21 protein-coding genes are annotated in these 21,881 nt (G+C 71.4%); 10 read left to right on the top strand and 11 right to left on the bottom strand.

Annotated elements, in window-relative coordinates:
* Window positions 1-72 precede the first annotated feature (72 nt).
* The 3 genes from ACG83_RS12180 (at window position 73) to ACG83_RS12190 (ending at window position 3,891) form a co-directional block, all read left to right on the top strand.
* Window positions 73-1,242 carry an MFS transporter gene (locus ACG83_RS12180; protein WP_054566221.1) on the top strand — a complete coding sequence of 390 codons (1,170 nt, stop codon included), beginning with the start codon at window positions 73-75 and terminating at the stop codon, window positions 1,240-1,242.
* Between the two features lie 358 nt (window positions 1,243-1,600).
* Window positions 1,601-2,758 carry an acyl-CoA dehydrogenase family protein gene (locus ACG83_RS12185; protein WP_054566589.1) on the top strand — a complete coding sequence of 386 codons (1,158 nt, stop codon included), beginning with the start codon at window positions 1,601-1,603 and terminating at the stop codon, window positions 2,756-2,758.
* Window positions 2,755-3,891, top strand: a complete 1,137-nt coding sequence (locus ACG83_RS12190; protein WP_054566222.1) for an acyl-CoA dehydrogenase family protein — start codon at window positions 2,755-2,757, stop codon at window positions 3,889-3,891. Before ACG83_RS12185 ends, ACG83_RS12190 begins: the two co-directional genes overlap by 4 nt.
* 198 nt (window positions 3,892-4,089) lie before the next feature.
* On the opposite strand, the gene ACG83_RS12195 is transcribed toward ACG83_RS12190, so the two are convergent.
* From ACG83_RS12195 to ACG83_RS12205, 3 genes are all read right to left on the bottom strand, one after another.
* Complete coding sequence (locus tag ACG83_RS12195) at window positions 4,090-4,776, bottom strand: TetR/AcrR family transcriptional regulator (RefSeq protein WP_054566223.1); 687 nt, start codon at window positions 4,774-4,776, stop codon at window positions 4,090-4,092.
* 289 nt (window positions 4,777-5,065) lie between these two features.
* Window positions 5,066-6,922 (bottom strand): class I adenylate-forming enzyme family protein, encoded by a 1,857-nt coding sequence (locus ACG83_RS12200; RefSeq protein ID WP_054566224.1) that lies wholly within the window; start codon window positions 6,920-6,922, stop codon window positions 5,066-5,068.
* A 1-nt stretch (window position 6,923) separates the two neighbouring features.
* Window positions 6,924-7,712 carry an enoyl-CoA hydratase/isomerase family protein gene (locus tag ACG83_RS12205; protein ID WP_006541931.1) on the bottom strand — a complete coding sequence of 263 codons (789 nt, stop codon included), beginning with the start codon at window positions 7,710-7,712 and terminating at the stop codon, window positions 6,924-6,926.
* Window positions 7,713-7,945: 233 nt separating this feature from the next.
* Between ACG83_RS12205 and ACG83_RS12210 the strand changes: the two genes are divergently transcribed.
* From ACG83_RS12210 to ACG83_RS12220, 3 genes are read left to right on the top strand one after another with little or no spacing between them, the layout of a single operon-like run.
* Window positions 7,946-9,124 (top strand): amidohydrolase family protein, encoded by a 1,179-nt coding sequence (locus ACG83_RS12210; protein ID WP_054566590.1) that lies wholly within the window; start codon window positions 7,946-7,948, stop codon window positions 9,122-9,124.
* Window positions 9,121-10,332 carry an acyl-CoA dehydrogenase family protein gene (locus ACG83_RS12215; protein ID WP_369812874.1) on the top strand — a complete coding sequence of 404 codons (1,212 nt, stop codon included), beginning with the start codon at window positions 9,121-9,123 and terminating at the stop codon, window positions 10,330-10,332. Before ACG83_RS12210 ends, ACG83_RS12215 begins: the two co-directional genes overlap by 4 nt.
* The gene (locus ACG83_RS12220) at window positions 10,332-11,597 is read left to right on the top strand and encodes an amidohydrolase family protein (protein ID WP_054566225.1); all 1,266 of its coding nucleotides are present in this window, start codon (window positions 10,332-10,334) and stop codon (window positions 11,595-11,597) included. Before ACG83_RS12215 ends, ACG83_RS12220 begins: the two co-directional genes overlap by 1 nt.
* A gap of 102 nt (window positions 11,598-11,699) precedes the next feature.
* Here the strand turns inward: ACG83_RS12220 and ACG83_RS12225 are convergent, their stop codons facing one another.
* Window positions 11,700-12,209, bottom strand: coding sequence for an NUDIX hydrolase (locus ACG83_RS12225; protein WP_054566226.1), 510 nt, complete (start codon window positions 12,207-12,209; stop codon window positions 11,700-11,702).
* A 164-nt stretch (window positions 12,210-12,373) separates the two neighbouring features.
* Here ACG83_RS12225 and ACG83_RS12230 point away from each other — a divergent pair, with 164 nt between their 5' ends.
* Window positions 12,374-12,967, top strand: a complete 594-nt coding sequence (locus ACG83_RS12230) for a TetR/AcrR family transcriptional regulator (RefSeq protein ID WP_054566227.1) — start codon at window positions 12,374-12,376, stop codon at window positions 12,965-12,967.
* Window positions 12,964-13,800: an alpha/beta fold hydrolase gene (locus tag ACG83_RS12235; protein ID WP_054566228.1), complete on the top strand. Its 837-nt coding sequence runs from the start codon at window positions 12,964-12,966 to the stop codon at window positions 13,798-13,800. The genes ACG83_RS12230 and ACG83_RS12235 overlap by 4 nt, the downstream gene beginning before the upstream one ends.
* Window positions 13,801-13,859: 59 nt before the next feature.
* On the opposite strand, the gene ACG83_RS12240 is transcribed toward ACG83_RS12235, so the two are convergent.
* Window positions 13,860-14,621, bottom strand: a complete 762-nt coding sequence (locus ACG83_RS12240; protein ID WP_054566592.1) for an SDR family oxidoreductase — start codon at window positions 14,619-14,621, stop codon at window positions 13,860-13,862.
* A 202-nt stretch (window positions 14,622-14,823) separates the two neighbouring features.
* On the opposite strand from ACG83_RS12240, the gene ACG83_RS12245 reads away from it, so the two are divergent.
* Window positions 14,824-15,687 carry a helix-turn-helix transcriptional regulator gene (locus ACG83_RS12245; protein WP_054566229.1) on the top strand — a complete coding sequence of 288 codons (864 nt, stop codon included), beginning with the start codon at window positions 14,824-14,826 and terminating at the stop codon, window positions 15,685-15,687.
* An 18-nt stretch (window positions 15,688-15,705) separates the two neighbouring features.
* On the opposite strand, the gene ACG83_RS12250 is transcribed toward ACG83_RS12245, so the two are convergent.
* On the bottom strand, window positions 15,706-16,155 hold the full coding sequence (locus ACG83_RS12250; RefSeq protein ID WP_054566230.1) for a group II truncated hemoglobin: 450 nt from the start codon (window positions 16,153-16,155) through the stop codon (window positions 15,706-15,708).
* 248 nt (window positions 16,156-16,403) lie between these two features.
* On the opposite strand from ACG83_RS12250, the gene ACG83_RS12255 reads away from it, so the two are divergent.
* Window positions 16,404-17,165: a crotonase/enoyl-CoA hydratase family protein gene (locus ACG83_RS12255; protein ID WP_054566231.1), complete on the top strand. Its 762-nt coding sequence runs from the start codon at window positions 16,404-16,406 to the stop codon at window positions 17,163-17,165.
* A 40-nt stretch (window positions 17,166-17,205) separates the two neighbouring features.
* Here ACG83_RS12255 and ACG83_RS12260 read toward each other — a convergent pair whose 3' ends face one another.
* The 5 genes from ACG83_RS12260 to ACG83_RS12280 form a co-directional block, all read right to left on the bottom strand.
* Entirely contained in the window at window positions 17,206-18,864 is a 1,659-nt protein-coding gene (locus tag ACG83_RS12260) for a GMC oxidoreductase (RefSeq protein WP_054566232.1), read from the bottom strand.
* A 782-nt stretch (window positions 18,865-19,646) separates the two neighbouring features.
* Window positions 19,647-20,693 carry a toluene hydroxylase gene (locus tag ACG83_RS12265; RefSeq protein WP_054566233.1) on the bottom strand — a complete coding sequence of 349 codons (1,047 nt, stop codon included), beginning with the start codon at window positions 20,691-20,693 and terminating at the stop codon, window positions 19,647-19,649.
* On the bottom strand, window positions 20,690-21,034 hold the full coding sequence (locus tag ACG83_RS12270; protein ID WP_083473159.1) for an MmoB/DmpM family protein: 345 nt from the start codon (window positions 21,032-21,034) through the stop codon (window positions 20,690-20,692). The genes ACG83_RS12265 and ACG83_RS12270 overlap by 4 nt, the downstream gene beginning before the upstream one ends.
* Before the next feature lie 74 nt (window positions 21,035-21,108).
* Window positions 21,109-21,486 (bottom strand): Rieske 2Fe-2S domain-containing protein, encoded by a 378-nt coding sequence (locus ACG83_RS12275; RefSeq protein WP_054566234.1) that lies wholly within the window; start codon window positions 21,484-21,486, stop codon window positions 21,109-21,111.
* Window positions 21,479-21,784 (bottom strand): toluene-4-monooxygenase system B family protein, encoded by a 306-nt coding sequence (locus tag ACG83_RS12280; protein ID WP_054566235.1) that lies wholly within the window; start codon window positions 21,782-21,784, stop codon window positions 21,479-21,481. The genes ACG83_RS12275 and ACG83_RS12280 overlap by 8 nt, the downstream gene beginning before the upstream one ends.
* Window positions 21,785-21,881 lie beyond the last annotated feature (97 nt).

Below are 21,881 nucleotides of genomic sequence, written 5' to 3' on the forward strand. Positions count from 1 at the left end.
GGTTCCGGGCTCTTGCCCCTCTATGTTGGTGGGGTGCTCAGAGGAATCCAGCGTGCCCGTCCGTCCCGGCGGATGTGGCCGCTGTACGCGGCCGGGTTCACCACCGCGTTCGGAGCGCACGGCATCGCCGCGAACCTCGGTGGCTTCTCCGACGACGCGGTCACCTCGCTGCTCGTGCTCGGTGGCCTGCTCGCCCTGTATGACGGCGCCGAGGTGCTGCTCAAGCCGGTTTTCGGCAACCTCGCCGACCGGGTGGGCGCCCGCCCGGTGCTGCTCGGCGGGCTCGTCGCCTTCGCGGTCGCCTCCGCGCTGTACGCCGTCGCGGACAGCCCCGGCTGGCTGTGGGCCGCCCGCCTGGGCCAGGGAGCCGCCGCCTCCGCGTTCTCACCGTCGGCGTCGGCGCTGGTCGCCCGGCTCAACCCGGCGGCGAAGCACGGCCGGGCGTTCGGCTCCTACGGCTTCTACAAGTCGATCGGTTACACCCTCGGGCCGCTGCTCGGCGGGGTGCTGGTCTGGGCTGGGGGCCTGCGGCTGCTGTTCGCGGTGCTGGCGGTCCTCGGTGTGACGGTCGCGGTGTGGGCGGCGGTGGCCGTTCCGGTCGTGCCGCCGCTGCCACGGGCCCGGCAGACGGTGCTGGACCTCGCCCGGCGGCTGGCCAGGCCGGACTTCCTCGGCCCGACCGCCGCGTTGGCGGCGGCGACGGCCGCGCTGTCGGCCGGGGTGGGGTTCCTGCCCGTCTCGGGACGCGCGGCCGGCCTCGGGACGGTCGCCACCGGCGCCGCCGTCTCGGTGCTCGCCGCCTGTGCGGCGTTCGTCCAGCCGCGGACCGGGCGGGCGCTCGACCAAGGGCGCCTGACAGCCCGCGCCGGCATCGCCGCGGGCCTTGCGGTCACCGCGGTCGGACTGGCCGGCGCGATGCTGCCGGGCCTCGCCGGGGTGCTGATCGGCGCCGCCCTTATCGGTGTGGGCACGGGCCTGATCACCCCGCTGGGCTTCGCGGCGCTGGCCGCGAGCACCCCCGCCGAGCGCCTCGGCCAGACCATGGGCACCGCCGAGCTCGGCCGGGAGCTCGGAGACGCCGGCGGCCCGCTGCTCGTCGCCGCCGTCGCCACGCTGACCACGCTCACCTACGGCTTCGGGGCGCTCGCCCTGCTCCTCGCAGCCGGGGCGGCCATCGCCCTCGCGGGCCGCCAGGCCACGGCACCCGCTGCCGAGACGGAGCCGTCGCGAGCGGAGTCGTGACCGGTCGGGTGACCTCACGCCTCTGACAGGCCGGACGCCTCTGACAGGCCGGACGACCGTCATCGGCTTCAGCCTTGCTGCCACCGGTGACGGGCCGGTCGACGAATCCACGCGCGGCGGAGAGGACGACCCGTCCGGCGGCCATGCCGCAGCGCTGGTGCGGACTTGATCTGGCGCCCGCACAACGTCGAGCAGGGGTCCGGCCAGGGGCCGCGGCCCCCGGCCACGCTCCATCCTGGAGAGTGCCCGCTCCGCATCCTGGCGCGACCGCTCCCTGATCCTGAGCGCGGGTCTCACCACGAGCGGTTCGTCCGAGGTTCCGTTGCTTTGGCGTCCAAAAGTTCCTATATTGACGTCGATGTTGCATATAACGCGGAGCAGTGAGTGCGATCCGTATCGTGAAGATGTCGATGCGTATCGGGCGGCCCTCGAGGCATGGCTGGCCACCCGGCCGCCAGTGTTCGAGGCCGCGGCGCGCCCCATCGCGTCCTATGAACAGCGGGTGGCGGTGAGCTGCGCGCTCATGCAGGTGCTGTTCGACCAGGACTGGGCCCGCTACGGCTGGCCCGAGCACCTCGGCGGGCTCGGCGGGGACATCCGCCACCGGGCGGCGATGTGGGAGGCGCTGGCGCGCCACGGGCTGCCCGCGATGGCCCTGTTCGAGCACCTGGAGATCCTGGCTCCGACGCTGGTCGCGCTGGGTGACCCGGGCCTCATGGGCCAGCTGCTGCCCCGGTTCCTGCGCGGCGAGCAGCTGTGGTCGCAGGGCTTCTCCGAGCCGGAGGCGGGCTCCGACCTCGCCAGCGCCCGCACCCGCGCGGTGGCCGTCGACGGCGGTCACGTCATCACCGGGCGGAAGATCTGGACGAGCTGGGCGCGCTACGCGAGATGGTGCCTCGTCCTCGCGCGCACGGGAACGCCACAGGAGCGCCACCGCGGGCTGAGCGCGTTCGTCGTCGACCTGGAGCACCCGGGTGTCGAGGTCCGGCCGATCGAGCAGGCCAACGGCACCGACGAGCTCGCGGAGGTGACGTTCGACGAGGTCCCCGTCGGGCCTGAGCGGCTGGTGGGCGAGCTGGGCGGCGGCTGGCGGGTGGCGATGCACATCCTGGCCCATGAGCGGGGCACCTTCGGCTGGTACCGGCACAGCTTCCTGAACCGGCAGCTGCTCGAGAACCGGGACCAGGGCACATCCGCCGGCGACGCGCTGCTCGGCAACGCGCTGCTCGACCTGGCGGCCGTCCGGGCCGCCAGCGGTGCGGCGGTGCGGGCCCATGCCGCCGGCGGCACCCTCGGCCCGCGAGCCGCGTTCGTGAAGCTGATGCTCGCCGCGAGCGAGCAGGCGGTCAACGACTGGACGCTGGCGAGCGTCCCCGACCTCGCCGTCGCGCCGAACGATGATCACATGGCGGTGTGCCGGCAGGACTACCTGTTCTCCCGCATCGTCACCGTCTACGGAGGATCTCAGCAGATGCAGCTCGACACCATCGCCAAGCAGATCCTCCGCCTCCCGTGAGCCGCGACGGTGACGTCGGGGACGTGCAGGAACAGGCCGACCAGGAGTTCCTCGATGCGGCCTGCCTGGCCCTGCGGGCCCAGGCCGACGCCAGCCCCGGGGGCCCGGGTGGTCCGGGTGGCACCGGTGCGGGTGACGTCGCGGGTGACGGCACGCCGGGAACCCGGAGCGACCCGCTGCGGGAGCTCGGGTGGTTCGACCTGCTGCCCGAGCTGGCCGACCGTGACGCCCGCGTCGCCGCGCTGACGCTCTTCCGCGCCCAGGGCCGGGAGCTGGCCGGCACCCGTGCGCTCGGTGCCCTGCTGGCCCAGCCCTTCCTCGCCGCGGCTGGCCTGCCCCCCGACGCCGCCGTCGCGACGATCAGCCGTACGTCGGCCCGTCGGGGCGAGCGGCTGATGGTCGTCGGGGATGTCGCGGACCCGGCCGGCGCGATCGGCATGGCTGGCACGGCGCTGCTCATCGACCGGCCCGGGCACGGGGCCGCGGTGGTCCCGGCCGAGGAGGTCGAACTGTGGCCGGTGGCCGTCAGTGGGCGCCTCGAGCTCCATGAGGTGATCCACGGGCCGGAGCGCTGGGTTCCCACGGTCGACGAGGAGCACGCCGCCGTCGCCAGGGTCCGCGCCCGGTTCCTCGGACGTCTCGCGGCCGCCCTGGAGATCCTGGGCGCGGCCGAGGGCGCGCTGGCGCTCGCCGTGGCCTACGCCCGCACCCGCGAGCAGTTCGGCCGGCCGATCGGCACCTTCCAGGCCGTGCGCCATCTGCTGGCCTGGGCGCAGACCGACTGCGTCGCCCTGGAGAAGGTCACCACCGCCGCGGCGGCCCTCGACGGGGTGGAGGCGGCGCCGCCCCGCCACGACGAGGTCGTCAAGGCGCTGGCCGGCCGCAACGGCCGGCGGGTCTGCGAGCGGGCGCTGCAGGTGCTGGGCGGGATCGGGTTCACCAGCGAGCACACCCACCACCATTTCCACAGCCGGGTGCTCGCCCTCGACGCGCTGCTGGGTACGTCGGCCGAGCTGACCCACGGCCTGGGGGCCTGGCTGCGTGAGGCGGACGACGACACGACCGCTGCGGCGCTGTGGACCGCGCCGCAGCAGCCGCAGCAGCCGCAGCGGCTGCTGCCGAGCAGGAGCTGAGGATCCTGGCCGCCGGCACAACCGACATCCTCAGCCCTTCTGAGCTGTGGCTTCGAGTTTCCACTGCTGCCGAGCAAGAGTGAAGGATCCTGGTCGCCGGCGCGACCAAAATCCTTCACTCTTCGGGCGGGCAGGCGGGCAGGCGGGCGCAGGCAGGCGGGCAGGGCCGGCCGGGTGCCGGTGGGGGAGCGGGCGCCGTCAGTCGCTCGCGCGGACTCCGAGCGCGTTCGCCCACAGGATGGTGAGCTGCTCGACCGCGTTGTCGAGGGTGAAGCCGGCGCTGTTGTCGGTGTTGAACAGCAGGTCGGCGAAGTAGGCGACCATGCCGCCGAGGGCCTGCGCGGCGTAGGCGGGGTCGACGGTGCGGTCCGCGATGCCGGCGTCCTGCATGGAGGCGACCCGGCGTTCGATGGAGCGGGCGAAGACCTCGTGGCGCTGCAGGCGGATCTTGTGGACGTCCTCGTCGAAGGTCGCGACCTGCTGGATGACGTGCATGATCTTGGCGCTGGTCGCGTACGTCTCGAGGTAGTGCCGGTTCGCTGCGCGGATCCGCTCGACCGGGTCGGCCGTCGAGGTGGAGGGCTCGGGGCTGAGCAGGTCGAGCTCCACGGAGTCGACGACCTCGCGGAAGATCTCTTCCTTGGACACGAAGTACGTGTAGAAGGAGCCGTGCGAGAAGCCGGCGAGGTCGCAGATGTCGGCGACCCGGGCGTGCAGGAAGCCGTCGCGCTCGAACACGGTGCGGGCGGCGTCGACGAGCTGGCTGCGGGTCTGGCGGCCGCGGCGGGTGCGGCCGGTGCCGCGCCGCTTGCCGACCTCCTGGTCGTCGCGGGCCGGGCGGGGGGCGATGGGGGTGGCGGTCCCGTGTTGCGTGTGCTCCGGCACGGCGGCTCCTCGTGGCGTATGTCAACCGGCTCGGCCGGCGGTGCCGGAACCTGGTGACCAGTGACGGGTCAGGGAGGCCCGGCCTCGGTGGCCGGATCGCACCAGTCCCCTCCCGGGACGTCCGTGTCATGGTGCACGAACATTCAGGTCGACGTCGATATTGTAGATGTGGCGTTGGCAACGGTTGACGCGGCGATGATCGTAACTGTCGGCGTGTCGCCGGCGGGCCCGGACGGCCCGACCGGCGTCAGCCCTGCTGTCCCAGCCCGCTGTACCAGTCCTGCTGTGCTCAGTGCGGGTGGTCGTGCAGCCGTTCCGCGAGATCGCCGGGGTGTGCCGCCGCGTCGCGGGCGAGGGCGGAGCGCACGATCTTTCCCGAGGCCGTCCGGGGGAGTGGCCCGTCCCAGCGCACCAGTTGCTCGGGCAGCTTGCGGGTGGCGAGACCGCCGGCGCGCAGATGCGTCAGCACGTCGTCCAGCGTGACGGTTGCATCGCCCGCCACGACGACCGCGACCGCGAGCCGCTCGCCGGTCGTGGCGTCGGGAAGTCCGAAGGACGCGAACTCGGTGACCCCCGCCAGGCCCTGCACGGCGGCGTCGATCTCGCTGAGCGCGATCTTCAGGCCGTTGCGGTTCACGACCTCCTTGAGCCGCCCGACGACGGTGAGCCGGCCGGAGTCGGTGTCGATCTGATCGCCGCTGCGGTACCAGTCGCCCTCGAAGGCGGCCTCGTCATCGGCCGGGTCGAGGTAGCCGAGGAAGACGCTCGGCCCTCGCAGCAGGCCTTCCCGGGGGTGCGCGGCGGACCCGACACGTACCTCGCCGCCAGGCATGAGCGCGCCGTCGTCGGCCAGCCGGCGCTCCAGTTCGTCGGAGGGCAGGCTCCCGGAGAAGTTCGGCGCCTCGGAGGAGCCGTAGACCCGGGCGATCTCGATGCCGAACGTGCGCGACGCCAGCTCGAGCAGCGGGCGCGGCAGCATCGAGCCACCCAGCGCGAGCGTCCGCAGGCCGATACCGACGCGGTTACCGGAGTCGGCCTCGGCGTCACCCTCGGTGTCGCCATCAGTGCCGGAGCCGCCATCAGTGCCGGAGCCGCCATCAGTGCCGGAGCCGCTGCCATTGTCGCTGGCGGTGTCGGCGCTCGGAGTCGTCGTGCGGGTCGCGGCGGCGAGCAGCCGTTCGGCGATGACCGGCGCACCGCCGAGCAGCGTCGCGCCGACGTCGTTCAACCGCCGCAGGGTCGCCGCCGGCTCGAACCGGTCCTCCAGCACGAGCGCTCCGCCCTGGTCGGCCGCGAGATGCAGCTGCATCAGGCCGGTGATGCTGGTCAGCGGGCTGACGAGGAACACGACGGCGCTCTCGTCGGCGGAGGTGATGCGCGCCATGTTCGCGGCACCGGCGGTGAGGGTGTTGAGCGAGTGGAGCACGCCCTTCGGCCGGCCGGTGGTGCCCGAGCTGAACAGGATCACCGCCGGCCGGTCCCGGTCCGGCTCGGCCCACCGCACGGCCGGCGGGTCGCCGGCCGTGGCCGGCCCGTCGAAGTGGTCCAAGGCCAGGGTGTCGGCGGTGGCCAGGGCCTCGCCGAGGCGGTCCCGTTCCCCGGTGGGCACGATGACGAAGGGCCGGGACGGCAGCACGGCCAGCGCGTGGCGCACCTCCGCGGCCCCGCAGCGCCGGTCGAGCACGACCACGGTGGCCCCGGCCCGCAGCAGCGCGTGGTAGGCGATCACCCCGTGGCGGGTGTTGCCGCTGACGAGCACGACGCCGTCACCGGCCCGCACGCCGTGCTCGGCGAGCAGGTCCACCCCGGCGGCGACGGCCGCGGCGAGCTGGGCACTGGTCAGCGTTCGCTCGTTGTCCGCAAGCGCCGGCGCGCCCGGCCGGCGGGCGGCGGCCGCCTCGACACCGTCGGCCAGGCCGCGGCTGTCCCACTGGCCATCTGCCCGGTAGCGTGCCGCCAGCTCCGGCGGCACCCGCCTCGGTGCCGCCAGTCCCGGTGCCGCCAGTCCCGGTGCTGCCAGTCCCGGCGACACCAGTTCCGTCGATGTCAGCCCTGGCGACACCGGCCCCGGCCCGCCGAGGGCCGGCTGGGCGGACGGGTCGCGCGGCTGGTCGGGTCCGGGCTTGTTCCCCACGGCCGTCCCCATGTCAGGCCGATCCGGTCCGGCTCAGCATCCGGGCCAGGTTGCGCTGGAACGCGGGCTCGTCGAACGACGCGGTCTCGCTGTCGAGCGCGGTGGTCAGCAGCCCCTCGACGGCCCGCCTGATGCCGTCGTTGAGCAGCGCCTTGCTCGCGATGACCGCCTGCGGCGGCAGCGCGGCGATGCGGTCCGCGAGCTCCAGCGCGGTCGACAGGGCGGTGCCCTTCGCCACGACCCGGTTGGCCAGCCCCAGTGCCAGTGCCTCCTGCGCCGGGATCCGGTCGCCGAGCAGGATGAACTCCTTGGCGCGCAGCAGGCTGGTGAGCTGCGGCCACATCAGCGCACCGCCGTCGGCGGCGACCAGGCCCAGCATGACGTGCGGGTCGGCGAAGTACGCCTGCTCCTCGACGACGACGAGGTCGCTCATCGACGCCAGGCTGCAGCCGAGCCCCACCGCGGGGCCGTTGACGGCGCTGACGATGGGAACCCGTACGGAGGTCATGCCGCGGACGATGTCGGCGGCCTCCGCCATCACGTCGGCCCGCAGCCGCGGGTCGCGGACCATGCGGTCGAGCAGGCCGAGGTCGCCCCCAGCGGAGAAGGCGCCACCGGCGCCGGTGAGGACGACGGCGCGGATGTCCGGGTCCGCGGCGAGCGCCGGCCACAGCTCGGCGAGCGCGCGGTGCAGGCTCTCGTCGGCGGCGTTGTAGGCGTCGGGGCGGTTCAGCGTCACGACGCGCACCGCACCGCGGGCCTCGACGATCAGCGGACTGCTCGGTTCCTCGCGCTCGCTCACGTCACTCCCTGGAGATCACACGAATGTCGACGTTGCTTCGAGGTTGGCAGTTTCCTATATTGACGTCAACATTGCATATAGCTTACTGGTATCGGCCGCGACCCGTTGTGTGACGGTGTGTACGCGCTGCTACCGCCACCGTGACCACAACCGCGACGAACCACCGCCTCGGGCCGGCAGATCAGCAGATCAGCCGGCCGGTGAGCCGGCGGACCAGCCAGGGAAGGATCTCCATGCCGTCGAGTGTGTCCCCGTATCCGATTTTCGATGCGGACAACCACATGTACGAGACCGAAGAGGCGTTCACCAAGTTCCTGCCCGAGCGGTACCGGTCGGCGATCCGCTACGTGCAGGTCGACGGCCGGACCAAGATCGCCGTCAAGGGGCAGATCAGCGACTACATCCCCAACCCCACGTTCGAGGTCGTCGCGCGGCCGGGGGCGCAGGAGGACTACTTCCGCAACGGCAACCCGGAGGGCAAGTCGTACCGGGAGATCATCGGCAAGCCGATGCGGTCCATCCCGGCCTTCCGGGAGCCGGTGTCGCGCCTGGCCCTGCTCGACGAGCAGGGCATCGAGCGCTCGCTGATGTTCCCGACCCTGGCGAGCCTGCTCGAGGAGCGCATGCGAGACGACGTCGAGCTGACCCACGTCGTCATCCACGCGCTCAACGAGTGGATGTACGAGACCTGGCAGTTCAACTACGAGAACCGGATCTTCTCCACTCCGGTCATCACCCTGCCGATCGTCGAGAAGGCGATCGAGGAGCTCGAGTGGGTGCTGGAGCGCGGCGCGCGCGCGATCCTCATCCGGCCCGCGCCGGTGCCCGGCCCCGGCGGCTCCCGCTCCCCCGGGCTGCCCGAGTTCGACCCGTTCTGGAAGCGGGTCGAGGAGTCCGGCGTGCTGGTCGCGTTCCACTCGTCCGACAGCGGCTACAACCGCTACACCCAGGACTGGGAGGGCGCCAACCGCGAGTACCTGCCCTTCCAGCCGGACGCCTTCCGGATGATCAGCCAGTGGCGCCCGATCGAGGACACCGTCTCCGCGCTGATCTGCCACGGTGCGCTGTCCCGGTTCCCGGGGCTGAAGGTGGCCATCGTCGAGAACGGCGCGGACTGGGTCGCCCCGCTGATCAAGTCGCTGAAGAACGCCTACAAGAAGCACCCGCACCTGTTCCCCGAGGAGCCGGTGTCGGTGCTGCGGCGCAACATCCACGTCAGCCCGTTCTGGGAGGAGAACATGGCCGAGCTCGCCGGCCTGCTCGGCGTGGAGCGCGTCCTGTTCGGCTCCGACTACCCGCACCCGGAGGGCCTGGCCGACCCGGCCGGCTTCTTCAGCGAGCTGACCGACCTCACCGAGGAGGAGAAGGCCCTCATCCTCGGTGGCAACCTGTCCCGGCTGATCCCGGTATGACGAGTTCCGGGTCGGGCCTGGGGGAGAGCGACCTCGCCGAGGTGCTCGCCGCCGTCCGCGCGTTCGTGCGGGAGCGGGTGGTGCCCGCCGAGGCCGAGATCGAGGAGACCGACGCCATCCCGGCCGCGCTGCGGGCCGAGGCGGCGCGGATGGGCCTGTTCGGCTTCGCCATCCCGGCGGAGTACGGGGGCCTGGGCCTGTCGATGAGCGAGGAGGTCCGCCTCGTCGCCGAGCTCGGGTACACGACGCCGTCGTTCCGGTCGATGTTCGGGACGAACAACGGCATCGCCGGGCACGTCCTGCTGGAAGGCGCCACCGAGGAGCAGAAGCAGACCTACCTGCCGAAGATCGCCTCCGGTGAGTGGACGGCGTCCTTCGCGCTCACCGAGGAGGGCGCCGGCTCCGACCCGGCGGGGCTGACCACCACCGCCGTCCGCAAGGACGACGGCTGGGTCATCAACGGCGCCAAGCGGTACATCACCAACGCGCCGAGCGCCGACGTCCTCATGGTCTTCGCCCGCACCGACAGCACGGCGACCGGCGGCGACGGCATCAGCGTCTTCATGGTCGAGCGCCACACCGCCGGGGTGAGCGTGGCGCCGAAGGACGCGAAGATGGGGCAGGCCGGGTCGCTGACGGCCGACGTCCACTTCGACGACGTGCGGGTCGGGCCGGAGACCCTCGTCGGCGGCGCCGCCGACGAGGGGCGCGGCTACCGCACCGCGCTGCGCTGCCTCGCGCACGGGCGGATCCACATCGCCGCGCTGTGCGTCGGCATGGCGCAGCGCCTCGTCGACGAATCCGTCGCCTACGCGGCCAGCCGGTCGCAGGGCGGGCACGTCATCGGCACCTACCAGCTCATCCAGGGGCTGCTCGCCGACTCGGCGACCGACCTGTACGCCGCCCGGGCCCTGGTGACGCAGACCGCCGCCGCGTTCGACGACGGCAGCGACACCCGGATCGGCCCGTCCTGCGCGAAGTACTTCGCCTCGGAGGCGGTCGGGCGCATCGCCGACCGCGCGGTGCAGATCCACGGCGGCGCGGGCTACATGCGCGGAGTTCCGGTAGAACGGTTCTACCGGGACGCGCGGTTGTTCCGCATCTACGAGGGAACCAGCCAGATCCAGCAGCTCGTCATCGCCCGCCAGCTGCTGCGGGACGCGGCGTCGGGGGCACCGGGAGCGGCGGGCCTGAGGGGAGCGTCCTGATGAAGACCGAGGACATGGTGTTGGTCAGCATCGACGACCACGTCGTCGAGCCACCCGACATGTTCACCCGGCACGTGCCGGCGAAGTGGGCCGAGCAGGCTCCCAAGGTCGTGACGACCGACGAGGGCTTCCAGTCCTGGGAGTTCAACGGCAACCGCACCGGCACGCTGTCGCTCAACGCGGTCGTCTCCTGGCCGGCGGAGGAGTGGGGCCTCGACCCCGCCGGCTACCCGGAGATGCGCCCGGGCGCGTACGACATCCACGAGCGGGTCCGCGACATGGACCGCAACGGGATCTTCGGGTCGATGTGCTTCCCGACCTTCCCCGGGTTCAGCGCCGGCAACCTCGGCCGCGGCCGCAACGAGCTCGCCTACGTGATGATCCAGGCGTACAACGACTGGCACATCGACGAATGGGCGGCGGCCTACCCGGGCCGGTTCATCCCGCTCGCGCTGCTGCCCACCTGGGACACCCAGCTGATGGTCGCCGAGATCCGGCGGATCTCGGCGAAGGGCTGCCCGGCCGTCTCGATGCCCGAGCTGCCGCACATCGAGGGCCTGCCGAGCTACCACAACCTCGACCACTGGGGCCCGGTGTTCGCGGCCCTGGCCGAGACCGGCACGGTCATGTGCCTGCACATCGGGCAGGGCTTCGGCGCGCTCAAGCAGCCCTCCGACGCCCCGATCGACAACTTCATCATCCTGGCGACGCAGGTCTCCACCCTCGCCGCCCAGGACCTGCTGTGGGGCCCCGCGATGCGGGACTACCCGGCGCTGAAGATCGCCTGGTCGGAGGCCGGGATCGGCTGGATCCCGTTCTACCTGAGCCGCTGCGACCGCCACTACTCCAACCAGAAGTGGCTGCGCCGCGACTTCGGCGGCAAGCTGCCCAGCGAGGTGTTCCGCGATCACTCGCTGGCCTGCTACGTGACCGACCCGGTGGCCCTCAAGGTGCGCCACGACATCGGCATCGACATCATCGCCTGGGAGTGCGACTACCCGCACTCCGACTCGATCTGGCCGGACGCCCCCGAGCAGGTCATGGCCGAGATGGTCGGCGCCGGCGCCTCCGACGAGGACATCGACAAGATCACCTGGCAGAACTCCTGCCGGTTCTTCGACTGGGACCCGTTCCGCGGCCTGCCGCGGGAGCAGGTCACGGTCGGTGCCCTGCGGGCCAAGGCCACCGACGTCGACACCGCCGTTCGCCCGCGCAAGGAGTGGGCGGAGCTCTACAGGCAGCGCCACGCGACCGCCGCGGGCTGACCGGCTGACCGGGCTGACTGGCTGACCCCGGTTCTGCACCGCGCCGCATCCGCTGCGCCCACTGGGCCCGGCCGCCATCCCGGCGGCCGGGCCCAGCTGTATTCACGCCGTGGTGTGGTCGGGGGCCCAGCCGTCGTGCAGGTAGGCGGTGTGGCCGAGGTGGCGTGCCCGGACGGCGGCCTGAACGCGACGTGCCAGGCGCGGGACGAGAAGGGTGTCGCATTCCGCGGCGGTGCACAGGCGCCAGGCACGAAGCTCGCTCTCCTGGAGCCGCAGGCCGCGCTCCTGCGACGGGGAGAACAATCCCCCGTCGAAGACGAAGTGGACCAGTGCGGGGCGGCCGTCGGGTTGCGGCGGTACCCAGTCGGCGACGAGGAGGCGGCCTGGCTGGACGTCGATGCCGAGCTCCTCCCGGATTTCGCGCTGGGCGGTCTGCAGCGGGTGTTCACCGTCGTCCATGCCCCCGCCGGGGATCTCCCAGGTGTCGTCCCGGTAGGTGGGTTGGACCAGCAGGACCCGGTCGTTGGCATCGCAGAAGATCGCTCCAGCGGCGGCGATCACTCGGGGTAGACGCGCGTAGTAGGTGGCGGCGGGCAGGGGCGGCGTGGGCATGCGCCATGACAGCAGGTGCAGCCGGGGACGCGACCGAGAACCGCGACCGAGAACCGCGACCGAGAACCGCGACCGAGAACCGCGACCGAGAACCGCGACCGCGCCCCATCCTCTTCCTAGATATCCTAGGATTTTCCTAGGTGTCCTAGGAATGCGGAGGGTGCATGGCGCGAGCCGGGCTCACGGTGGAGCGGGTGACGGTCGCGGGCGCCGAACTGGCGGACGAGGTCGGGCTCGGCCAGGTGACCATGTCGCAGGTCGCTCGGCGTCTCGGGGTACGAGACGCGAGCCTCTACACGCATGTCCGCAGCCTGAAGGATCTGCACGGGCGGATCGCGCTCCTGGCAGCGGACGAGAAGTCCATCCAGATCGCGGAGGCGACCTCCGGGCGGGCAGGCAAGGACGCGCTGGTCGCGTTCGCGAACGCCTGGCGGGCGTACGCGCACCGGTATCCGGGTCGCTACCTGGCCACGCAGACCCCGATCCAGATCGCCCCCGAGCTCGCCGCGCAGGCGCCCGGCCCCCGGCGTGCGGTCGCGCTGACCTACCGCATGCTGCGCGGCTACGGCCTGGCCGAACCCGACCTGACCGACGCGGTCCGGCTGCTGCGCAGCACGTTCCACGGGTTCGTCGCCCTGGAGGCCGCGGGTGGGTTCACGCATGAGCGTTCGCCCCAGCAGTCCTGGGTCCGCACCCTCGATGCCCTGCACGCCCTGCTGGAGCACTGGCCGGCGGCGACGGAAGGACACTCCTCATGACCGAACCGACCATCGGAAGCCTGCGTGTGCACGGTGCGACCCTGCACTACGAAACACGCGGCCAGGGCCCGCTCCTGCTGCTGATTCCCGGCGGGACGGGCGGTGCCGCCGCCTTCGATGCCATCGCAGACGATCTGGCTGGCGAATTCACCGTCGCGACCTACGATCCACGCGGGATGTCCCGCAGCACGCTGGACGACCCCGAAGCAGACCAGCGGGTCACGGAACACGCTGACGACGCGTTCCGCCTTCTGCAACTGCTGTCGCCCGGCGAACCCGCTCAGGTGTTCGGTGCCAGCTCGGGAGCCATCGCCGCCCTTGATCTGCTTGTCACTCATCCTGAGCGCATCCAGCGGGTCGTCGCGCACGAGCCGCCGGTCGTGGAGCTCCTGCCGGATGCCGCCAAACACCGCGCGCTGATCGCCGGAGTGCTGGCGGCGTTCCACAGCCAAGGGCTCATGCCGGCGATGGCTATGTTCGCCGCCGGCCTGGCGAGGGACGGCGTCGCCGCACCGAAAGCCGAGATCGAGGTTCCACCCCAGGCGGTGGCGCGAGCCGAGCAGACAATGGCCAACCTGCCCTGTTTCGTCGGGCGAATCGTGCCGAGTTTCATGTCCTATGCCCCGGACATCCGCCGGCTGAAGCCGCTCTCCGAGCGCCTCGTGCTCGCCTGCGGCCAGGACTCGTACGGCGAGCTTCCGTATCGTGCGGCCGCATTCCTGGCCGAGCGGCTCGGCGCGGAGCCGTGGCATTTCCCCGGCGGGCACGTCGGCCTGACCACGCACCCCGCCGAGTTCAGCGAAATACTGCGGAAGGCTCTCGTGCCCAGGTGATTTCGGCTTCTGTCTGACTGCTGTCGGCAAATCGAAGTCGCTGGTCGTCCCCGCCCGTTTCAGACCAGGCGGTGGCCGCCGTCGACGTGCAGCACGGCGCCGGTCATGAACTCGTTGCGCAGAACGGCGAGGTAGGCCTGCGCGAGGTCCGCCGGGGTGCCGATTCGCCCGGCCGGGAGGCGGTGTGCCATCGCCGCGAGCGCGGATGACCGGTCGACCCCGGCGAGTGTGTCCCAGACCGGGGTGTCGACCCAGCCAGGGGAGACCACGTTGACGCGGATCGGCGCGAGTTCGAGGGCGAGTGCGTAGGCGAGCGATTCCAGTGCCCCGTTCGCGGCGGCGACGACCGAGCCGCTGACCGACGGCCGGTAGGCGGCGATGCCGGAGGTGAAGGTGAGGGAGCCGCCGGCCGGCAGCCGCCGCGCGCAGTGCTTGGCGACCAGCCAGGGGCCGAGCACCTTGGTACCGAGAAAGCCCAGGGCGCCCTCGACGCTGATCGTGGCGATCGGCCCGCTGGCGCCCGTCCCGTCAGCGGCCGTCGTCACGACGTGTTGGATGGGCCCGGCTTCCTGGAAAAGCCGCTCGACGTCGCTCTCCCGGGAGATGTCCGCCGCAGCGGTGCGGACGAGCGTTCCCGAGCGGTCGAGGGCGCCCAGCGAGCGGGCGGCGGCGGCCAGCCGGTCGCCGGAACGTGACACCACCGTCACCTCGGTGCCTGCGCGCACCAGTGTCTGGGCGAGCCCAAGCCCGATGCCGGAGCTACCCCCGACGATCAGCACCCGTCCGCAGGCCGCGGGCAGGGGCTGGTCGGACGGCACCATGCCGGCCGAGGTGGCTGTGCCGGCCGAGGTGGCTGTGCCGGCGGATGACGTCGGAGTCGGGGCTGGAGTCGTCATGACGCCCAGACTGGCGGCAGGCAGCCGGCCCGACGAGACCGTGCTGTACCGGGTGGTGCCGAACCAGGGTGTGGCAGGGCCAGGCAGCGGGCCCGGCCGACGGGACATGGGCTGACACAATCGGTAGATGGCCGATGACCACGGGATGGGAGCCTTCCTGCGGGATCGGCGGGCCCGGGTGCAGCCGGCGGACGTCGGGCTTCCTGGCGGGCCGGGCCCTCGGCGCACGCGCGGCCTGCGGCGGGAGGAGCTGGCGGCGCTGGCAGGGGTGAGCGTCGACTACTACACCCGGATCGAGCAGGGCCGCGAGACCGCGCCGAGCGATGCGGTGCTCGACGCGCTCGCTCGGGTGCTGCGGCTCGACGACCACGAGCGGGCATACCTGTTCACCCTGGCCGATCACGCGGCCCGCCGGGCACCCCGGCATCCGGTGACGCCCAGCAGAGTCGTCCGGCCCGGTCTGGCGCAGCTGCTGGAGTCGGTGCGGACGAACCCGGCGTTCGTCCTCAGCCAGCTCAACGATATCCTGGCCGCGAACCCGGAGGGCCTGGCCCTGCTCGTCGGGATCGACCGATGGCCGGTAGGCCGGCGCAACCTCATCCGTTACGTCTTTCTGGACCCGGCATCCAGGACAGTCTTCGTCGACTGGGAGCGGATCGCCCGCAACACCGTCGCGCACCTGCGTGCGGTCAGCGCCGCAAGCTCGGAGCCGGCGGACCTTACTGCGCTGGTGGAGGAGCTGTCCGCCAGCAGCGCGGAGTTCGCCGAGCTGTGGCGGACCTATGACGTGCGGGTCAAGACGGGTTCCGAGATCCGGTTCCGGCATCCGGCTGTCGGCGAGTTCAGCCTCCGCTCGGAGATCCTCGGGCCCGGCCCGGACGGTCAGCGTTTCGTCGTCTACCAGGCCGCGCCCGGCAGCCGGGACCAGGACGCTCTCGTCCTGCTGGCCATGACGATCGACGGCGGCAGCGGCGAGCGCGTCACCAGCTGAGACCGGACCTGCGTCGGGTCAGTGGACGAGCCCCTGGTACCCCCAGCGGGGGGTGGCGCCGGGATCGCCCAGGTCGGTTCCGACGGGATCCTGGGAAACCTCCTGGGCGATGGCGGTGCCCCACTCGAAGTACTCCATGAGCGTCGTGGCCAGCTCCGGCCGGGCGGGTAGCACCTCGCTTATCGCGTCAGCCATCAGGTCCAGCCAGCGTTGGCGGTGCTCGTCGCGGATGCCGAGGCCGAGATGGCTGCGCAGCAGGGCCTGATGCCCGCCGAGGCGGGCCGAGAAGTCCGCCGGGCCCCCGAAGACCTCTCCCAGCCAGATGGCGACATGGTCGAGGTGGGTGGGTGTGAAGTGCGCGAACACGGGTGCGAGCACCTCGTCCGCGAGCACCCGGTCGTAGAACGCCTCGGAAAGTCGCCGAAGACCTTCGAGCCCGCCGACGTCGTCGTAGAGCGAGGAGCTCATTGTTTCCTCCAGTGGGACGGCTGTCGCCAGCCTCCCGGAAGTCCTGACGGACCGGAACGACTTTCGCCGGTCGCGGATTCGCCGCGGGCGAACGACCACGGGCCCAGCTGTTGTTCCCCGCCCGCCCGCCCGCGTGCACTGCCATGTCACCATTCCAGCGTGGTTGGCTCGGCCGATGGGCCGATGGGCCGATGGGCCGGTCTGATGACGGATGAGCTGATGACGAGACAACCTGTTGAGGAGGTCCGATGGCCGACGAGGCGCTGGTCGATGTCGACGGCGACGTCATGGTCATAACGCTGAACCGGCCGGCGGTGCGCAACGCGTTCAACCGCGCGTCCAGCCAGGCGGCGGCGGACGCGTTCCGGGAGTTCGACGCCCGCCCCGATCTGAGAGTGGCCGTGCTGACCGGCGCGGGCGGCACCTTCTCCTCCGGCCAGGACCTCAGAGCATTCGCCGACGGCGAGGTCGCCGAGGTCGAAGGTGGACTGGCCGGCATCACCGGCGCGCCTCCGCGCAAGCCGGTGATCGCGGCCGTCGAGGGCTATGCCCTGGCCGGCGGCTTCGAGGTCGCGCTCGCCTGCGATCTGATCACGGCGGCGTCCGATGCGGTTTTCGGCCTGCCCGAGGTGCGCCGCGGCCTGGTCTCCGGAGCCGGCGGTCTGCTGCGGCTGTCCAGACGCATCCCGTACCACACCGCGATGCGCCTCGCCCTCACCGGCGCGACGCTCCCCGCCCCGCAGGCCTTTGAGTACGGCCTGGTCAGCACCCTCACCGAGCCGGGTGAGGCGCTGGCGGCTGCGCTGGACCTCGCTGCCGAGATCGCGGCCAACGCGCCGCTGGCCGTCATCGGCAGCAAGGAGGTCGTCGCCGGATCAGCGCAGTGGGGCGCCGACGAGGCCTGGCAGAGGCAGCGGAAGATCATGAAGCAGGCCGCCCGGTCCGCCGACGCACGTGAAGGCGCGATCGCCTTCACGGAGAAGCGCCCGCCGATCTGGCGCGGTGAATAGCAGGCGCCGTGACGTCCCGGACGGCCGGTGTTCCGTTGAATCAGAAGATGGTGCCGACGTCCTGGGTGACGATGCGGGACATGCTGTGTTCGGCGAGGGCGGCGATGGTCATGGACGGGTTGCACGCGCCGGTGGAGCCGGGGATGCGGGCGCCGTCGAGGACGTAGAGGCCGCGGTGGCCGACGATGCGGCCGGTCAGGTCGACGGCTGATCCCATGGGGACGCCGCCGAGGGCGTGCCAGGTCGAGTTCTCGGTCAGGTTGGTGTCGATCATGACGCCGCCGCCGGTGAGGGCGAGGCCGGTCATGCGTGCGGAGATCAGGGTCTGCAGTGCGGTGTCGGCGCCGATGGGCCAGGTCAGGACGGCGTCGTCCTTGGCGGCGTCGTAGGCCCAGGTGCCGACGGCGGGGACGATGCCGAAGCCGACGACGGTCATCAGGCGCTGGATTCCGGCGATCAGGGGTGGCGCCCCGGCGTGGATGATCTTCAGGGGGATCGGGCTGGTCGTGTCGGTGGCGCCGACGCAGGCCGGGCCGCCCTGGACGGCGCCGGGGTCCTGCCACATCCCGATCCATTCGTAGATGCGGTCGCCGTTGTTGCCCCACTGGGTGCCGATGGCGTCCGGCAGGTTGGGGATGAGGTTCTTGGCCTTTGCTTTGACGAGGAGTCGGGTCGTGCCGGGGGAGCCGGCGTTGAGGAAGACCGCGCCCGCGGTGATGATCTTGCGTTCCTGGACGGTTCCGGCGGTGTCGATGCGGTCGACGGTCAGGGTCCATGTGTTGTTGGCGGCGAGGGCGATGTCGCGGACGATGTGCAGTGGTTGCACGGTTACCTTGCCGGTGGCCTCGGCGGCGGCGAGGTAGGTGACGTCGATGGAGTGTTTCCCGCCGTTGTTCACGCCGAAGGCGATGTCGCTGTTGGTGTAGGCGGGGTTGTAGGTGCCGTTGAGCTCGCCGCGTACGTAGTTCCAGTCGACGGGCAGTGGGACTTTGAAGGTTTTCAGTCCGAGGTTGCGGGGGGCGACGTCGAGGAAGATTCTGGAGGATTTGTAGGGTGCGGCGTTGAGGATGTCGTCGGGGACGGTGGAGACTCCGAGCATTGATGCGACGGTGGGGTACCAGGTGCTGTTGAGTTCGTCGTACAGGCCGGCGGCCATGGGCATGGAGCGGGTGAAGTCGGATTTGGTTGGCTGCAGGGTCATGCCGTGGTACATGAGTGAGCCGCCGCCGACGGCGGCGCCGCAGTTGACGACCATGTTGTTGCCTTTGATGACCTCGAGTACCCCGGTGTAGAGGGGCCAGGTCTGGTTGGCGCCGCCGGTGAGGCTCGCGATGCTCGGTAGTGGGGGTGTGGGGGAGAGCCAGGCTGATCGGTTGTCGAGGTTCGCGAGGGTGGCGAAGGTGTTCGAGTTCGGTCCGGTCGGCCACCGTAGGCCGCGTTCGAGGACGAGGGTGGGTACTCCGGCCTTGGCGAGGCGTAGCGCGGTCACCCCGCCGCCGAAGCCGGTGCCTACGACCACCGCCCGTGCGCTGACCTCGGTCGTCGTCACGGCCCGGGCCGGTGACGCACCGGCTACCAGGCCGCCGAAGGCGGCGGTGCCGACACCGGTCGCCGCGGCGCCGATGAACGTGCGCCGGCTGAGGCCGGTGGGGTCACCCGGAACGGTGGTCTCGGGTAACGGTGCTGCTGTGCTGGGCATTTTGCTCTCCTGTGCATAGAGTTGTTGCGTTCCGCCGCCGTGCGGACGGAACGTGGGGTACCTGTTCATCGCGCGCTCGTCGGTGTTGTGAGTCCTGTTTGCGCGCGGACACCTGCGGGCTGGGTCGACAAAGAGAGGAGCGCGGGCCGCTCCTGAAGGCTCCCGTTTCCTCGGGCAGGTATTCGTCGCGGCCGTCGCTCGATATACGGTGAACGTGGCGCCGGGTTGTCGGATCGTGCGCGTTCGGCATGGGTGGCCGGGTCCGGCGGCCAGTGGAAGGGGGCGTCACCGGGTATCCGGTGGCCGCCGACACTCATTGAGCCCTGGCTGTCTCACGCCCCACGGTCGGCGGTGTCGTGAATCCGAGTCGGCGAAGGAAAAGGCTCGTTCGCGAGCCGATCGCGCCCGGGTCGTTCGGTCAACTTGTCCGTTTATGTATAGAAGATTCGTGTGCGGGAGATTTTTAGCATGTGTTCAGAGTGTTATACAAGTATCCTCGTTGGAGGATGTTCCGGGATCGGCGAGTCGACCCACTTATCGCATATATTGGATAATTTGAGATCGCAAATTATGGCGTTTGAGGTGTGCGATGGTCCCTGGAAACGGATCTCAGACCTGCACGCCGAACCCGAACCCGAACCCGAATCCGGATCCGAGGAGTGGCCGTGCCTTCGGGGGTGCTCCACCGCCCGAAGGCACGGCTGTGTCCGGGCAACCGCGACCGGTGTCGGTCACGGTTGGATCCCGCGTATCGGTAACCGCGCCGTCCCGTAACAGCGCGGTCAGAGCCTCCCGGCGCCAGGACCGGCCGCGGTGGCCAGGCCGGCCTCGGCCAGGAGGGCGCCCCACCGGGTGCGCACGGCAGCGGCGATCTCGGCGGCGTCACGTCCGCTGCCGGTGGCGAGCAGCCGGCCCCCGGAGCCGGCCATGGCGTCACCGAGCGGGGCGAACTCGTCGAGGTGGCCCTGCAGCACCTCCCGGTTGGCCTCGTCGGCGAGCAGGAACCTGGTCAGCGCGGCGGTCCACCGCCAGCCGCGCTGGGCGTCGATCCACAGGTTCTCCAGGATCAGCGCGTCCAGCCGGGCACCGGCCTCGGCGCACTGCCTGCCGAGCTCGCTCAGCGTCAGCAGGTCGGCGACCGGCTTCACGACAAGGTTGGTGACGACGAAGGCGCGGTCCCAGTCGAACTCGACAAGCGCGAGCTCGACCGCACGGCGGATCGGCTGCCAGTCGTCGGCGCCCTCCCAGTCCTGGCGCTCCCCGGTCGCGAACCCGGCCCGCGGATGGGCCGACCGCAGCTGGGTCGTGCGGTAGGCGGTGAGCTGCACGCGACGCAGCTGGTCCGCGGTCTGGAACGCGGCGCAGTTCGCGACATAGCTGCTGGACGCGAGCTGCTGCAGGTAGGCGGAGAGCATCTGCTGGCCGTGCGCCAGGTAGCGGCTCGGCGCCAGGGCCCGCCGCAGCAGGGCGACGGCCTCGGAGCCGAGCGTCGCGTCGTGGTCCTCCCGCTCGAACTGCTCCAGCAGGCCTTCGACGTAGGTCTCCTGATCGTCCTGCTGCGCGACGTACTTGCCGTAGGTCATCGCGTCCGGGTCGCGGAAGGCGTCCCAGTCGGCGCAGCGCAGCCTCGTCGCGTCCCGGTGCTCGCGCAGCCACACGTTGCCATGGACGTCCGGGCCCATCTCCAGCGGCACGGGGCGCCCGGTGGTGTGGTTGAGGCCGTGGGTGAGGATCTCGTACTCGGTCGGCCGCCGGCCGAGGTTCCCGAACGCGCTCCAGGTCTTCAGCGCGCGCTGGCGCGATCGGGGCGTGGCCTGGGGATTCGTCATCGCTGATCTCCTGGGGTGGCGGCGCCGCGCTGGTTGTAGAACCACAGGTACTCGTCGTCGTGGGTCTTCAGCCTTCCCCGGAACGACGGCATGTCGATCTCGAGCTCGGCGAGCCGGCAGGGCTGGCCGAGGCATGCCTGCAGGCTCGCCTGGGTCAGCCGGCAGGTGCCGAGCGTGTGGACCCGGACGTAGTCGTCGCGGTCGAGGACGAGGACGTCCGAGCCGGGATTGTCGAGGGCGACCGCCTCGATGACCGCCTCGGCGAGGTTGCCGGCCCGGATCACCGGGCCGACGAGGTCCGGCGAGGCTTCGGCGTCGGGCGTCATCTCGAGTATCGCCATCTGGGTGCCAATCCTTCGGTCGGACGGGGCGGGTGCGGGCTGTGGGGCGGGGCGAGCATGCGGCCGGCGGTCTGCTAGCGGGCCTGCGCGGGTTCCGTCGGGGCTGGCCGCGCGCCGGAACGGGCGCGGGCGCAGAGCCGGACCTGGATCACACCGGACTCGTCGATCCGCACGTCATGCCTGGTCAGGCGGCTTCCCCGGGGGTTGATGCTCTCGCCGGTGCGCGCGTCGAACTGCCACTCGTGGGCGCTGCAGGTCAGCACGCCGCCGGCCAGCTCCCCGTCGACGAGGGAGATGCTCTGGTGCGGGCAGGCACCGTCGTAGGCGTGGATCTCCCCGTCGACCCTGAGCAGGAGCACCTCGTCGGCGCCGACGTCGAACGCCTCCATCTCGCCGTCCCAGAGGCTGTCGGCGTCGACCAGGTCGACGAAGCCGTCGCCGGGCTCAGGCATGGACGGCGCCCGGCTCGGCGGTGGGGAGCTTCGGCTCCCGGAACCGGACGTCGAACCACTGCAGCGGCAGGATCTGGTGCTCGGCGATGACCTGGCCGAAGGTCGCGGCCGGGTCGAGGACCCGGCCGTCGAACAGAACCTCGTACCCGGGCTCGGCGGTGGGCCGGGCGACGCGGCGCCCGACGCTGTGGACCGCCACCTTCGCGGCCACCTCGTCCAGGGTGTCCTCGGTGTCGACGGCGACGAGATGCGGGACGAAGTCGCCGACGAACCGGCCGGTGATCGGAAACGCTGCCATGCGGACATCCCTTCGGATTTCTGGCGTTCGGCCTGGAGGCCGGCCAGGATGGTCGGCCTGGAGGTCGACCATCCTGGTCGGTTTTCCGGGGGGATCC

It is taken from the genome of Frankia sp. R43 (assembly GCF_001306465.1).
Classification (GTDB): Bacteria; Actinomycetota; Actinomycetes; order Frankiales; family Frankiaceae; genus Parafrankia; species Parafrankia irregularis.

Excerpts from the sequence above, each read along its gene's own strand:
- ACG83_RS12180 (WP_054566221.1), top strand. The coding sequence starts at position 73 with ATGTGGCCGCTGTACGCGGCCGGGTTCACCACCGCGTTCGGAGCGCAC.
- ACG83_RS12185 (WP_054566589.1), top strand. The coding sequence starts at position 1,601 with ATGTTGCATATAACGCGGAGCAGTGAGTGCGATCCGTATCGTGAAGAT.
- ACG83_RS12200 (WP_054566224.1), bottom strand. The coding sequence starts at position 6,922 with ATGGGGACGGCCGTGGGGAACAAGCCCGGACCCGACCAGCCGCGCGAC.
- ACG83_RS12210 (WP_054566590.1), top strand. The coding sequence starts at position 7,946 with ATGCCGTCGAGTGTGTCCCCGTATCCGATTTTCGATGCGGACAACCAC.
- ACG83_RS12215 (WP_369812874.1), top strand. The coding sequence starts at position 9,121 with ATGACGAGTTCCGGGTCGGGCCTGGGGGAGAGCGACCTCGCCGAGGTG.
- ACG83_RS12220 (WP_054566225.1), top strand. The coding sequence starts at position 10,332 with ATGAAGACCGAGGACATGGTGTTGGTCAGCATCGACGACCACGTCGTC.
- ACG83_RS12225 (WP_054566226.1), bottom strand. The coding sequence starts at position 12,209 with ATGCCCACGCCGCCCCTGCCCGCCGCCACCTACTACGCGCGTCTACCC.
- ACG83_RS12230 (WP_054566227.1), top strand. The coding sequence starts at position 12,374 with ATGGCGCGAGCCGGGCTCACGGTGGAGCGGGTGACGGTCGCGGGCGCC.
- ACG83_RS12235 (WP_054566228.1), top strand. The coding sequence starts at position 12,964 with ATGACCGAACCGACCATCGGAAGCCTGCGTGTGCACGGTGCGACCCTG.
- ACG83_RS12240 (WP_054566592.1), bottom strand. The coding sequence starts at position 14,621 with ATGGTGCCGTCCGACCAGCCCCTGCCCGCGGCCTGCGGACGGGTGCTG.
- ACG83_RS12245 (WP_054566229.1), top strand. The coding sequence starts at position 14,824 with ATGGCCGATGACCACGGGATGGGAGCCTTCCTGCGGGATCGGCGGGCC.
- ACG83_RS12250 (WP_054566230.1), bottom strand. The coding sequence starts at position 16,155 with ATGAGCTCCTCGCTCTACGACGACGTCGGCGGGCTCGAAGGTCTTCGG.
- ACG83_RS12255 (WP_054566231.1), top strand. The coding sequence starts at position 16,404 with ATGGCCGACGAGGCGCTGGTCGATGTCGACGGCGACGTCATGGTCATA.
- ACG83_RS12260 (WP_054566232.1), bottom strand. The coding sequence starts at position 18,864 with ATGCCCAGCACAGCAGCACCGTTACCCGAGACCACCGTTCCGGGTGAC.
- ACG83_RS12265 (WP_054566233.1), bottom strand. The coding sequence starts at position 20,693 with ATGACGAATCCCCAGGCCACGCCCCGATCGCGCCAGCGCGCGCTGAAG.
- ACG83_RS12270 (WP_083473159.1), bottom strand. The coding sequence starts at position 21,034 with ATGGCGATACTCGAGATGACGCCCGACGCCGAAGCCTCGCCGGACCTC.
- ACG83_RS12275 (WP_054566234.1), bottom strand. The coding sequence starts at position 21,486 with ATGCCTGAGCCCGGCGACGGCTTCGTCGACCTGGTCGACGCCGACAGC.
- ACG83_RS12280 (WP_054566235.1), bottom strand. The coding sequence starts at position 21,784 with ATGGCAGCGTTTCCGATCACCGGCCGGTTCGTCGGCGACTTCGTCCCG.